Annotated in this window: 10 protein-coding genes; 5 read left to right on the forward strand and 5 right to left on the reverse strand. The window is 44.0% G+C overall.

From position 1 onward, the window contains the following. Window positions 1-476 precede the first annotated feature (476 nt). Window positions 477-893 carry a hypothetical protein gene (locus tag ABFQ95_04465; protein ID MEN8236778.1) on the reverse strand — a complete coding sequence of 139 codons (417 nt, stop codon included), beginning with the start codon at window positions 891-893 and terminating at the stop codon, window positions 477-479. Window positions 894-1,381: 488 nt separating this feature from the next. On the opposite strand from ABFQ95_04465, the gene ABFQ95_04470 reads away from it, so the two are divergent. The 5 genes from ABFQ95_04470 to acs all read left to right on the forward strand — a co-directional run bounded on the left by ABFQ95_04470 (window position 1,382) and on the right by acs (window position 9,460). Continuing rightward, window positions 1,382-2,041: a GNAT family N-acetyltransferase gene (locus tag ABFQ95_04470; GenBank protein MEN8236779.1), complete on the forward strand. Its 660-nt coding sequence runs from the start codon at window positions 1,382-1,384 to the stop codon at window positions 2,039-2,041. A gap of 678 nt (window positions 2,042-2,719) precedes the next feature. Then, entirely contained in the window at window positions 2,720-4,018 is a 1,299-nt protein-coding gene (locus ABFQ95_04475) for an MFS transporter (protein ID MEN8236780.1), read from the forward strand. A gap of 11 nt (window positions 4,019-4,029) precedes the next feature. Beyond that, window positions 4,030-5,454 (forward strand): Do family serine endopeptidase, encoded by a 1,425-nt coding sequence (locus tag ABFQ95_04480; GenBank protein MEN8236781.1) that lies wholly within the window; start codon window positions 4,030-4,032, stop codon window positions 5,452-5,454. Window positions 5,455-5,762: 308 nt separating this feature from the next. Then, on the forward strand, window positions 5,763-6,962 hold the full coding sequence (locus ABFQ95_04485) for an AAA family ATPase (GenBank protein MEN8236782.1): 1,200 nt from the start codon (window positions 5,763-5,765) through the stop codon (window positions 6,960-6,962). A 524-nt stretch (window positions 6,963-7,486) separates the two neighbouring features. Then, window positions 7,487-9,460, forward strand: a complete 1,974-nt coding sequence (acs, locus tag ABFQ95_04490) for an acetate--CoA ligase (protein ID MEN8236783.1) — start codon at window positions 7,487-7,489, stop codon at window positions 9,458-9,460. Between the two features lie 36 nt (window positions 9,461-9,496). On the opposite strand, the gene dapB is transcribed toward acs, so the two are convergent. From dapB to ABFQ95_04510, 4 genes are read right to left on the reverse strand one after another with little or no spacing between them, the layout of a single operon-like run. Beyond that, window positions 9,497-10,312, reverse strand: a complete 816-nt coding sequence (gene dapB, locus ABFQ95_04495; GenBank protein ID MEN8236784.1) for a 4-hydroxy-tetrahydrodipicolinate reductase — start codon at window positions 10,310-10,312, stop codon at window positions 9,497-9,499. Then, window positions 10,313-10,645, reverse strand: coding sequence for a Grx4 family monothiol glutaredoxin (gene grxD, locus ABFQ95_04500; GenBank protein MEN8236785.1), 333 nt, complete (start codon window positions 10,643-10,645; stop codon window positions 10,313-10,315). Window positions 10,646-10,658: 13 nt separating this feature from the next. Beyond that, entirely contained in the window at window positions 10,659-10,892 is a 234-nt protein-coding gene (locus ABFQ95_04505) for a BolA/IbaG family iron-sulfur metabolism protein (GenBank protein ID MEN8236786.1), read from the reverse strand. Window positions 10,893-10,895: 3 nt separating this feature from the next. Next, complete coding sequence (locus ABFQ95_04510; protein MEN8236787.1) at window positions 10,896-12,983, reverse strand: sodium-translocating pyrophosphatase; 2,088 nt, start codon at window positions 12,981-12,983, stop codon at window positions 10,896-10,898. Window positions 12,984-13,910 lie beyond the last annotated feature (927 nt).

The raw sequence follows: 13,910 nt of genomic DNA on the forward strand, positions 1-13,910 counted from the left end.
TGCTCAGAAAAACTTTATATTTTTGACGACCGGATAGATTTTTTACAAAAAATTCTCACTTTTTAAAATTTCGTCAGGAATAGAGTGAAAAAAATCAAATTACCGTGGTAATACGGCTAACCCAGTCCCGGTGTCTATGCCTCGCATAGGGAGGGATTGAGTTGCTGTTCAGTGAAACCAACACGGCCGTCATCCTGAACGCTGATTTTCCGAACGTGCGACTGTAAGTCGCACGAATTGGAAAATCTTTGCGATTCAGGATCCAATTCTTTTTTGCAGATTTAAAAAAATGGGATCCTGAATCGTAAGGTTTTGCCTCCTCAAGTCTTACCAGACTTGAGTTCCAAAACCAACTGCCTGTGCTGAACTTGATTCAGTATTCAGGATGACGATCCGTAGATAACACATTTTCACTGAACAGCCCTGACAGAACCCCAAAACGGGGGGATTTTCACCCTGCCGAACAAAGCCCCTTTTCATTTGTCCCCACCTGCCATGGTTACCCAGCCCAAAGGAAGCCGAATTCTTGGATTTGGATGTCGAATATCGTATTTGCATTCTACCCAGCCTTCGCCTTTCTCCTCAGTTACCGTTATGGTTACGCTTGAGCCATCTTCTTTCATCATTTTTATAGATTGATTAAGCTTATCTGCTATCTCCGAATTGATATCGAAATCTGCGGAAAAATTTAACTCTATCTGGTAACGATTCTTCTGGTAAAATACTTTATGGCCTGCTTTGGGATCGCTTGCCTTTTCCACATCTTCCCATTTCGGACAATATCCTTTTGTTTCATCTGTCACATCAACTTCATATGAGCAGACACCACTCGTCACACCAACCAAACTTGAGAGGAATATGACACTAATCATCGACTTATTCATAATACTCATTTATTTTATCCTTTCATAATCATTTTTCTACACTTAAATATAAAATGGCATTGGGTTTTCTGTAATGTAACACCATCTTAAATAGATTAGAGCTTAAGCAAAATAGATACTAATCTTTTCGTGATTACAAAATACTTTTTCATGAAGTTTAGTGTATCTATATTGTCTATTTGTCTTATTTTACTACGTAATTAGTTAATAATTTGTAAAATAGAGAGGGTGTGGCCCCGAAACGATATAACGATACGGTCATTTCGCTAGAATTCCTGCTAATCCTTGTTTGTTAATTTTTTCCCAAAATTGAGACTAACGCCCTTTGGTTTTTACAATAGCTCTTAAGGAAATCACTATCTGTGCACCTTTATTTTTCCACCTCATTCCCGAATTGCAAAGCCGTTGCTTTAACCCTTAAACAATAAACTTCTGAAAAAACCATGACTCATTATTCGAAAAAAGATAGGAAATTCTAAAGATTGCCACATGATAACATGTACAGTAATATTGATATCATGAAAATTACCTTCGAAAAAGCCACCCACAAACACCAACAGGCCATTTTCAATTGGCTCAAAGAACCACACGTGCAAGAGTTCTGGGACAACACCCAAGCACACAAAGATGACATCATCAATTTCATGGAAGGTCGAAAAGAGCCATCTGATTACGCCGATGGCCGTTATGTTTATTGGGTTGGACTCGTTGATGATCAGCCTTACAGCTTGATCATGACTATCAAAATGGATCTAGGCGAAGAACGCGTGCAGCTTAAAGCAGACCACCTTTCAAAGATCGGGAAGACCTATGGCCTCGAGTATATGATTGGTGACAAGAGGTATATAGGCAAAGGCTTGGGAGCAAAAACGCTCGCATTGTTTGTCGAATTTTTCCGTAAAGTTTTTGATGAATGCGCTGATACCTCCTTGATTGATCCGGATTTCACCAACCCTCGGGCCAAGCATGTGTATGAAAAAGCAGGCTTTATTCATGTTGGTGATTTTATCATGGGAGGTAACGGGTGCTTTGCCGGAAGGGAATCACATTTGCTGGCAAAGAAGTTGCAAGGCGACTTTGGAACGAGCGTCCAGGTGTGTGGGAAGTATCGATCTTACCTGCAAACAAGTCAGCTCTGGGCTTTTGGCATCGGGTAATAGATAAATACACAGACAGTGACTTCATTGAGAAGACGAAATCTATCGATTATGACAAGCATCAATCTCAAAGGGTTGTTATCTGTTTTGATACACAAGGAAACCTACAGATTTAAATGTGACTATTCGTTCTGCACGACAATCGGATATTTCAGCGATGGTAGCTCTATACTGAAGTGAAATCAAAACCTCTGTTTCCTGATACGCTCGAAGTGCTCATTTACCCAAGTAAACTGCAAGCTGGTAGCTATCATTAAACTAGAGGTTTTGATTTCACGAGAGTATATCCCACGCCAAACGGCTACTTTACGAAAAAATACAGCCACAATTTTGGCGCCAAGCTATAGATGCAGACAAAGTACAGTCGAAATGGTTTGAAGAGCTGATTACCCAAGAAGACCATATCCTTTTAGTAGCTGAATCTCGTGGGCGTATGGTCGGTTTTGTGATTGGAAGATTGATGCAAGCCCTTGAAGTTTATGATCCAGGAGGATTAACGTTAATGGTCGATGATTTTTGTGTTGAGGATCCACACCTATAGCCTTTTCCGGTATAACGACAGGGATTTGTTACCAAAAATACCCCTTTTTTTTTAAACCATGCCAAACTCCCTTTTTTACCCTGAGATCAAAATATGGTATGGTGTGTTTTAGAATTAGAAATGAGAGGTGCCCTTAAATGACGACCACGCATATGCCCAAACAAAACCTAGGCGGCAAGCGTGCGTGGATTATTCTGGTTTGCGCAGCCACCTTTTACTTTTATCAATTTATCATCCGTGTGTTTCCAGCTGTCATGGACAAAGAGCTGATGCAGGCGTTTTCTATTGATGCGACGGGATTGGGGTGGTTGTCCTCCACGTATTATATAGCTTACGTTAGTGTTTTAATCCCATTGGGGGTTTTGATGGATCGAGTTGGTCCCCGCCGGCTTTTAACCCTTGCTGGATTTATGTGCGCGATGGGTTGCGGCATGTTTTCCTTTGCTACTGGATTTTGGATGCCTTGTGTTGCCAGGTTTCTTATGGGATTAGGGGCCGCTTGTGGGTTTTTGGGCTGCCTTAAGCTAGGAACGCTTTGGTTTCGTCCACGGCATATGGGCAAAGTGATAGCTGTTACTCTTGCCTTTGGCACAACTGGGGCGATGTTTGGTGGAGCACCCTTGGAGTTACTCAATAATACAGTTGGATGGCACGTTACACTGCAGATCTTGGGATTGACGGGACTGCTTATTAGTGGGCTTATATTTACGTTTGTGCGTGATGGGCCTCCTGGAAATAAGCTGAGCAATGGTGTAGATGAGCATGTTTTCTCAGGACTTGTGCAAGTCTTATTGACACCCCAGGTGTGGTTTTTAGCACTTTTTGGAATGTTGATGTATGTTCCTATGGTTATTTTAGGTGACCTTTGGGGTGTTGGGTTTGTCGAAAAATATTATGGAATCGACCAAAAGGTCGCAGCGTCAGTTGTCGCAGCAATGTGGATTGGTGCGGCTGTGGGCAGTCCGATTTTTACAACCCTGTCTGACGAATGGGCTCGCAGGCGTTCACCAATGATTTTGTGTGTGATTGGAGCACTCGTTGTACATTGCCTTGTGTTTTTGGTAGACGGTATTCCATTACTGGCTATGTATGTGCTGTTCTTTTTGATTGGGTTGTTCTACACAGGAAAAGCTTTAACATTTGCCAGCGTTACCGAGATCATTCCGCGTTCGGCAAGTGGTGTTGCCATAGGAGTGACGAACATGGTTGTGATGACAAGCGGTATTGTCGCACATCCCTTGGTTGGCTGGTTAGTTGACCATCACTGGGATGGGGCGATGATTGAGGTTAAGGATGCTCTTGTTCCTCTTTATAGCATTCATGATTACCGCTTTGGATTGAGCATTTTGCCGATAAGTATGGTGCTTTCGTTTCTTTTGCTGCAAGTAATTCGTGAAACTCATCCTGCTTTCAGGGGACCTAAGAGATTTGGTTAAAAGGAACAGATATGTTTATCAAATTTTTTAGGATATTGTTACTTTTTGTATTTATAGGTGAAATTCTCTCTTCGGGCCTTGAATTGCAAGCTACCCCCAATAAAGTTGTTCCAACTTCCAAGGCCCAAATTCAGCTTTCGTTTGCACCTGTCGTAAAAGAAGCTGCGCCAGCGGTTGTAAATATTTATGCATCCCGCGTGATGCCGCAGAAGGTTTCTCCCTTGATGGATGACCCTATTTTCAAGCATTTTTTTGGTGAAGATTTTTTTAAAGGCCAGCCTCGAACCCGCACTCAAGGATCGCTTGGTTCCGGTGTAATTGTGCGTTCAGACGGTGTTGTTATTACCAATAACCATGTGATTCGCAATGCTAAGGTGATTCGGGTGGTGCTTGCTGATGGGCGTGAATTCAAAGCAAAAGTCGTCGTGCGTGAGCCACGTACTGACCTTGCAGCACTGAAGCTGCAGGGTGAGATGGGTACATTACCCTATCTGGAATTGGGTGATGCTGACCAGTTGGAAGTTGGGGATGTGGTCTTGGCAATCGGAAATCCTTTCGGTCTAGGGCAAACGGTTACCAGTGGCGTGATTTCAGCACTGGCTCGCACGAAAATAGGCGTAAGTGATTTACGGTCTTTCATCCAAACCGATGCCTCGATCAATCGCGGAAATTCTGGAGGAGCTCTCGTTACTTTGGATGGAAAGTTGGTTGGTATCAATACCATGATTTTTTCAAAAAGTGGTGGATCAATTGGGATTGGTTTTGCAATTCCTGTCAATTTGGTAAACCCAGTGATTTTAAGCGTCGACAATCGCGGAAAAATTGTAAGACCTTGGTTGGGCGCTGATGTCCGATCGGTTTCTAAGAAAATGGCTAATTCACTTGGATTGGATCGTCGCACAGGTGTTCTTGTTAAGGGAATCTATCCAAAAAGTCCAGCACAAAAGGCAGGCCTTCAGGTTGGTGATCTTATTTTGAGTGTTGATGGCTATACAGTAAAAGATGACCCTGGCCTTGATTTTCGTATTGCTTCAAAACCTACTGGCTACAGATCCAAATTGAAGGTGCGCCGAAAAAAAGGAACGGTTGAAACATTAGATGTTACTCTTGAGGCACCTCCAGGTACAGGCCTTGAAAAGCCAGTGATGCTAAAGGGGAAAAATCCTTTGTCAGGAGTACGGATCATCACCTTGTCTCCAGCAATTGCAACGCAACTGGGATTGGACTTTATGCAGCGTGGTGTTGTGATTCTCAAGGTTGAGCGCCGAAGTATTGCCAATCGCATCGGTTTATTGCCGGGTGACATCATTAAAACCGTAAACGGCACATCAATTGGGAGTGTCAAAGAACTAGTCCGTGAGCTTAAAAAGCACCGCGGAAAATGGAAAATGAAGTTGCAGCGCGGAAAGAAAGAGTTGGTACTATCCCCCTCATGAGCAAGGGTATTTCACCCAACTTAGTCTTTATACAGAAGCTGAATCAAACTGCTGATTTTCTGGTGCACTCAAAGTACTCATTTACCTCAAGTAAACTGCAAGCTGGCAGCTACCATAAAACTCAACATTTTGATTCATCCTGCAAGCTAATTCTTTGGGAAAAACATTACCCACTCGTTTTTCAAAAGAATCAAAAAACTTGACCAATTTAACGTGTGCGTTAAAATGGTCATGACTAATAAAACTAGGTCGTTAAATTGGTTACAAAAATGGATTTATAGAGGTGCCCAGAAGGTTGAGTGTGATACATGCAATATCGAACCTATGTTCCTATTTTTAAAAAACATTTGCAGGAACATAAGCAAATGCTTTTCATTGAAGGTGCCCGCCAAGTTGGTAAGACAACGATTGCTCGGGCACTTGGAAAGCATATATATCTAAGTTGGGACCATGAAACATCACGCCAACTAATTTTAGCTGGACAAGAGCAAGTAGCAGAACTAGTGGGGTTCAATAAAATCCAAGACACGCTACCACTGGTCGTTTTTGATGAGCTGCACAAATATTCGCAGTGGAAAACCTTTCTCAAGGGATTTTATGACCTCTATGCTGATCGTGTCCGGATTGTAGTGACAGGGAGTTCTAAACTGGGAATTTATAAAAAGGGCGGAGATAGCATGATGGGACGTTATATCCCCTATCGCATTCACCCTTTTTCACTTGCCGAAGCGATGTCATATTTTCCCAAAACACAAGATATACAAGAACCACAAGAACCTGAGGCAGATATTTTTGATGCTCTGTTAAATTACGGTGGATTTCCCGACCCATTCTTGAAACGATCTACACCATTTTGGAATCAGTGGGTTAAGATTCGGCAGACACAATTGTTCAAAGAAGATATTCGCGAACTCACACAAATCCAAGAACTGTCACAGATGGAAATGCTGGGGATTATGCTGAAAGAACAAACCGGTCAACTGCTTAATCGATCATCATTAGCCAAGAAAATAAAAGTTTCAGCACCAAGCATTGCACGCTGGCTGGATGTGTTTGGTGCCTTTTTCTATAGCTTTCGCATTCAACCATGGCATAAGAACGTGGTGCGTAGTTTGGTGAAAGAACCAAAATGCTATTTATGGGACTGGTCACAAGTGATCGATTCCGGAGCAAGGTTTGAAAATTTCATCGCCAGCCACTTGCTCAAGTTCGTGCACTATTGGACTGATCAAGGTTACGGTGACTACGGTCTTTATTTTCTAAGAGACAAGCAACAGCGCGAAGTTGATTTTCTAGTCGTTAAGGATCAAAAACCCTGGTTTTTGGTCGAAGCAAAAGTATCAGCCAATCATTCTGTAAGCACAAATCTGCAGTATTTTCAAAAACAACTAGAATGCAAGCACGCCTTTCAGGTGATTCAAAACATGGATTACGTGCATCGCAATTGCTTCAATGAAACAGGACCAATTATGGTTCCTGCCAGGACGTTTTTATCGCAATTGATTTAGGGGAAACGGCTAACTCCCTCAAGAAATTGGGGATTTAGTTTTCACTATTGATGTTAGATTATCTGTTAACCAAATCTTAACAAAAAATACTGTAACCATTCAGCTCCTTTACCCATCCAGTAAAAATAATAATTTTTCGTAACCATTCAGCTCCTGTCGGTCTTCATGCAGGCCACCCATTTCCCCCAATCCCTTAGGAGCTAGACTGGGAACTGGAGTGAGCCGGCATTCCAATTTTTTAAGGTCGGAATAAAAAAATAATTGGATACCGGATAACTGGATTTTTCACACCAGATTGGCGGTGCGCCAATCTGGGCAAAATCCGTTTCCGGTATGACGGCCGGTGTAAGCTGAACAGTTACCTTTGTTCTTGATCATTGAATTAGATGCTTTTCAAAAGTGCGGTTTTAACACAAAATTAAGGGCGAGAATAGAACTGACACAGTGCCGAGCACTTAACCTTTCTGTAAATAGTTATTGTTAAAATACTTCTGAAAGATCCGATCAGCCAAAAGAGCTAAAAGATGAATATTTATCCTGTTCCAGGACATATCAAACAGTCTGCATGGATTGATTCCAAGCAATACACTGAAATGTATAAACGGTCAATTGAAAATCCAGAAAGCTTCTGGAGTCAGCAAGGGCAGTGCATCGATTGGATCAAACCTTTTACCAAAGTCATGGATACCTCTTTTGATCCTAAAAATCTGCATATCAAATGGTTTTACGATGGAACCCTCAATGCCTGCGCCAATTGTCTTGATCGTCATTTGGCGAATCGAAAAAATCAAACCGCCATTTTATGGGTGGGAGATAACCCAGATGAGGAACGGCAAATTTCCTATGGCGAGCTACATACAAAGGTGTGTCGCTTTGCCAACGCCTTAAAGGACATTGGTGTTAGAAAGAGAGATCGTGTTGCTATTTATCTACCAATGATCCCAGAAGCAGTGATAACAATGCTGGCTTGTGCACGTATTGGGGCGGTTCATTCTGTGGTATTTGGAGGATTTTCCGCAGAAGCCCTTTCCAACCGAATACTTGATTGTGATGCTGCGATTTTAGTAACTGCAAATGAAGGCTACCGCCACGGTAAGCTCGTGCCCTTCAAACGCAATGCTGATAAAGCTGCTGCTATAACAAAAATTGAGAAAATGGTGGTCATTCAGCGCACTGAAAACCAGGTTCCCTGGGATAAATCGAGAGATTATTGGTATCACGACTTAGTTAGAACTGCATCAGAAAACTGTGAATGTGAAGCACTAGAAGCCGAACACCCCTTGTTTATTCTCTATACCTCTGGCTCAACGGGAACTCCCAAAGGTGTGCTGCATACCACCGGCGGTTACATGGTTTATGCTACTCTTTCCTTTAAATATATCTTTGATTACAAGGATAAAGAAATCTACTGGTGTACAGCTGACATTGGCTGGATTACAGGGCACACCTATTTAGTTTACGGTCCACTAGCAGCTGGAGCCACAATTGTCATGTTTGAAGGAGTCCCCGATTACCCAAATGCGTCACGCTACTGGAACATCGTTGAAAAATACAATGTGAATATTTTATACACCGCCCCTACTGTGATACGCGGTTTGATGCGATATGGCTCTAAGCCAGTCAAAAGACATAACCTAGATTCACTTCGCATTCTTGGAACAGTGGGAGAGCCGATCGATCCAAAATCATGGGACTGGTATCACTCTATCGTGGGAGGTGGTCATTGCCCTATCGTTGATACCTGGTGGCAAACAGAAACGGGAGGCATTATGCTCACCCCCCTGCCCGGTTCCACAGACCTTAAACCAGGTTCGGTCTCTCGTCCCTTCTTTGGTATAAAACCGGCTTTGGTCGATGATCAAGGCCATTTTTTGCAAGGCCCAGCCAACGGAAATCTTGTGATTTGCAACTCATGGCCAGGACAAATGCGTACCGTCTTTCGTAATCATGCACGATTTGTGCAAACCTATTTTTCACAATGTCCGGGATCCTTTTTTACCGATGACCAAGCACATCGAGATGAGAATGGTGATTATTGGATCACGGGACGTATTGATGATGTCATCAAAGTTTCCGGGCACCGTATTGGAACAGCGCGTATTGAAAGTGCAATCATTGCGCACCCAAAGGTGGCCGAAGCAGCAGCTGTAGGTTATCCTCATGATATTAAAGGACAGGGACTATATCTTTTTGTGCGTTTAAATCAGGGAGAACAACCAACTTCATCCCTACATCAAGAACTTATCAATTGGGTGCGGGAAAAGATTGGACCCATTGCCACGCCTGATTTTTTGCAATTTGTTAAAGGACTTCCTAAAACACGTTCAGGAAAAGTCATGCGACGAATCTTGCGCAAAATTGCTGCTAACGACTATGAAGATTTGGGTGATATATCGACCTTAGCTGACCCATCGGTCATCGAAGGTCTCATTTCAGTGATTCAGAAATCAGAAACCAGAAGTCAGAAATCAGAAGTCAGCAAATCAGCGCCACGCTGAAACGCTGCGCAGATATCCTGAAATAACTGGGAAATGTCAGTTATTTCTGACTTCTGACCCAAGTACATCCTTCATGGTATACCCACCAGGTTCCTGTTGCACAATCCAAAGTGCGGCTTTTAGCGCGCCACTGGCGAAAATCTCTCGGCTAAGAGCTCGATGTGAGAGTTCAAGAACTTCATAATCTCCAGCAAAGATAACTTTTGAATCACCAATCACCTCACCGCCGCGAAGGGAAGCAAAACCAATTTCTCCGATTTGCCGGCGCCCGGTACGGCAACGCATCGCATTTCCTTCTAAGCTTACCTTGCGACCGCTAGCTGCAGCTTGGCCTAAAGCAATTGCAGTTCCTGATGGAGCATCGACTTTGTGCCGATGATGTAGGTCAAATACTTCAATATCAAAGCTGGGGTCTAGAGCTTTGGCTGCTTGTTCAACCAGGCTTATCAGTAATGTTATGCCAAGACTCATATTGGGTGAATATAGGACAGGTACCTCACGAGCCGTACTCATTAAATCTTCACGTTGCCCCTTGGCAAGACCTGTGGTACCAACTACCAACGGTGTTTTAAACTTTTTGGCAAGCCGGGCATGATTTACGGTTGCACAGGGTATTGTAAAATCTACTACCACGTCGGCAGCTTGAAACATATCATCAGGGGTTGCTTGGGCTGGGAGTCCCAGACGACCAATTCCTAAGATTTCACCTATGTCACGACCGATGGTTCCGCTTTTAGGGTTAACTGTCCCGCCAACAAACTGACAGCTTTTGCAAGCCATTACTTGCTGGATAATCATCCGTCCCATACGACCGGTACAGCCAGTCACACCAATTTTAATTGTGTCTTCCATTTAACTAACTGCTTTGTTTTGAAATGGTTTTAATAACTCTTGCAGTTCTCCACTTTCGTGCATTTCCTTAACAATATCGCAGCCGCCAATGAACTCTCCTTTGATATACAGCTGTGGAATCGTTGGCCAGTTGCTAAAGTCCTTAATGCCCTGGCGAATGTCTGCGTCGTCCAATACGTTAATGCTCTTGTAAGGTACTTGGTGGTGCGTGAGCACCTTAGCCACAAGACCTGAAAATCCACACATCGGCATATCCGGTGTACCTTTCATATAAAGGACAATATCGTTTGTGGAAATATCGGTTTTGATTTGGTCGAATATTGGGGTAGTCATAATAATCTATTCCTTAATCTTTCACCTTTGTCACCAGAGACAATGCATGCAGAGTGGTTCCCATACGCTCACCGAGTGCCTGATAAACCATTTGATGCTGCTGCACTCGGCTTTTTCCCCGAAACTGAGACGCTATTACCTCAGCTCGATAATGGTCTCCATCATCTATCAGAGCCTCAAGCGTCACCGAGGCCCCGGGAAGTTCTGCTTCAATCAGACTTTTAATTTGGCTGACATCCATTGCCATCGATTAGGTCACCCAGCGCGACAACACCGCAAGCAACAAGATAGCGACAATATTGATAATCTTGATCATCGGGTTGATAGCAGGTCCAGCTGTATCCTTATAGGGGTCGCCAACTGTATCTCCGGTTATTGCAGCCTTGTGGGCTTGTGAGCCTTTACCGCCCAGATTACCATCTTCGATATATTTCTTGGCGTTATCCCAGGCCCCTCCCCCAGAAGTCATAGAAATGGCCACAAACAAACCGGTGACAATGGTTCCAAGCAACATGGCACCTAATGCGACGAAAGCCGCCCTTGGGCCAGCAATGGCATTAACTGAAAACCACATAATAGGTGGGGCTAGCACCGGCAACAAAGAAGGAATAATCATCTCACGGATTGCTGCTTTGGTAAGCAGATCAACAGCGCGGCTATAATCTGGTTTTGCTTTTCCAGTCATAATGCCCTTGATCTCTTTGAACTGGCGCCGTACTTCGACAACCACCTCACCGCCAGCACGCCCTACGGCCATCATGCCCATCGAGCCAAATAAAAACGGCAGCAAACCACCAATAAATAATCCAACCATCACAAATGGATCCTGCAAATCAAAATCGCAGGGCAACGACGAGAAATAATGCTTGAGGTCTTCGGTATAGGCTGCGAACAAAACCAACGCTGCAAGACCAGCTGAACCAATAGCGTATCCCTTGGTCACTGCCTTCGTGGTGTTACCAACCGCATCAAGAGCATCTGTGGTCTTGCGTACATCTTCGGGAAGCTCTGCCATTTCCGCAATACCACCTGCATTGTCGGTAACCGGTCCATAGGCATCAAGGGCTACAACAATCCCAGCCAGCGCCAACATAGTGGTTGCAGCAACCGCAAGTCCAAATAAACCTGCTTGCATAAAGGCCACAATGATCCCCCCACAAATAACCACCACAGGCAACGCTGTCGATTCCATCGACACCGCCAATCCCTGAATAATGTTCGTGGCGTGGCCTGTAGTTGAAGCGCCGGCAATGCTGCGGACCGGGCGGAACTCAGTACCTGTATAGTACTCTGTGATCCAAACAATCAGACCCGTTACCACCAACCCAGTTAGTGAGCACACCAACAGATTCTGTCCAGTAACTATACTGCTACCGATCATAACCGCTTCGTCAAGACCAAATAGGTAGGCAGTTGCTACAACAATCAGCCCCGCTGAAAGCACAGTTGTTGCCATCAATCCCTTATAAAGGGCAGCCATAATGTTATTCTTGGCCCCTAGTCGAACCGCAGCGGTTCCAATTACAGAGCCCACAATACAGACACCACCTATCAGCAATGGATAAGCCATCAACTTAAGCGCTAGCTCACCTGTGGTAAAAATAGCCGCCAACACCATAGTAGCCACAACAGTTACCGCATAGGTTTCAAACAAGTCGGCAGCCATTCCAGCACAATCACCCACATTATCACCCACATTATCAGCAATCACCGCTGGGTTTCGGGGATCATCCTCTGGAATGCCTGCTTCAATTTTTCCTACCAAATCCGCTCCAACGTCAGCACCTTTGGTAAAGATTCCACCACCAAGCCGGGCAAAAATTGAAATTAACGAACCGCCGAAACTAAGCGCAACCAAGGCTTCAAGCAGCGTACGTTCAGCAACTCCCATCCTTAATAGAACAAGGTAGTAAAGAGTCACACCCAACAGCGCCAGACCCACGACTAAAAAGCCGGTAATCGCACCAGATTTAAAAGCAATATCTAAGGCAGGCGCTAAACCTTTACGGGCAGCTTCAGTGGTACGCACATTGGCCCGCACAGAAACAAGCATGCCGATATAGCCAGCTAGCCCTGAAAGCACTGCGCCAATGACAAAACCAATGGCGACATAAACGTGCAGCAAATAGCCTAAAAGAACTCCTACTAAAATTCCCACGATCCCAATCGCGCGATACTGGCGGTTTAGATAGGCTGAAGCTCCTTCCTGGATTGCCCCAGCAATCTCCTGCATGCGCTTTGTTCCCGTGGGCGCTGCAAACACTTTTTTCGAAGCATATGCCCCATAAAGCAAAGCAATTAGGCCGCACAAAATGATAAATGCGTAAATCATTGTCATAGACATTTATTTGTTGTCTCCTCATATATCAGTTATCAGTATACCAGTTATCAGTTATCAGTGATCAGTAGCCAGTTGTCAAGAGTCACTAATCACTGACAAAGGGCTAGCTCATAAAAAATTACCGTAAATTTGTCAATCATAAATCTCTGCAACGGCTGGGCTGGGAGCAACTCAACTTCACTAATCAACATCACTAAAATCGCCTTCCATATCTCCCATTTCATATCTCCTAAGACATATTCGATTTAGTGGACACATACTCTATGCCCACATACTCTATACCCGTGCTGAATCAAACTGTTGAGTTTTATGGTAACGAAAAGCGCGCAGTTTACTTGGGTAAATGAGCACTTTGAGTGCACCAGAAAACCAACAGTTTGATTCAGCTTCAGTATATTAACAAAGTGGAATCAAAATCTCTGTATCCTCATACGATCAAAGTGCTCATTTACACTTGTGAACTACGCGCTTCTAGCCACCATTAGACTAGAATTTTTGATCTCACGAGAGTATATGCTCTCTAAGTTAAGAGTTTACAAAATTCCCGAGCAACAAAAACATTAGCTGTTGATAGCCTCGGGGCTGGAGGTTAATTCCCTTGGGACTAAGTCAAGACTAGGTCCCAAGGGGCAAACGCGCCAGGGTTCCCTACAACTCGCCGCAACATACCGCTTGCACAACATTCGTGCAGCAAACCAAGCGGAAATAAGCAAATATTTTAAAAAATTGCCTCGCGAAATGCTGGTGCTGGGAGGTGCAATAATGTATATTGGCGTTAGCCATATCTGATCTTCTCCTATGTTTAAGATCGGGTTGGTTAGTGGTAGGGTGCGACACGAAGTTGCTTTTGAGAGTTGTTTCCACATGTTCATATGAGCATGGAGGGAACCGTCCGTGCTGCCGGACGAACCTAGGGGCATGAAT

The sequence above is a fragment of the Pseudomonadota bacterium genome (assembly GCA_039714795.1).
In the GTDB taxonomy this organism is placed as follows: Bacteria; Pseudomonadota; Alphaproteobacteria; order JAGOMX01; family JAGOMX01; genus JBDLIP01.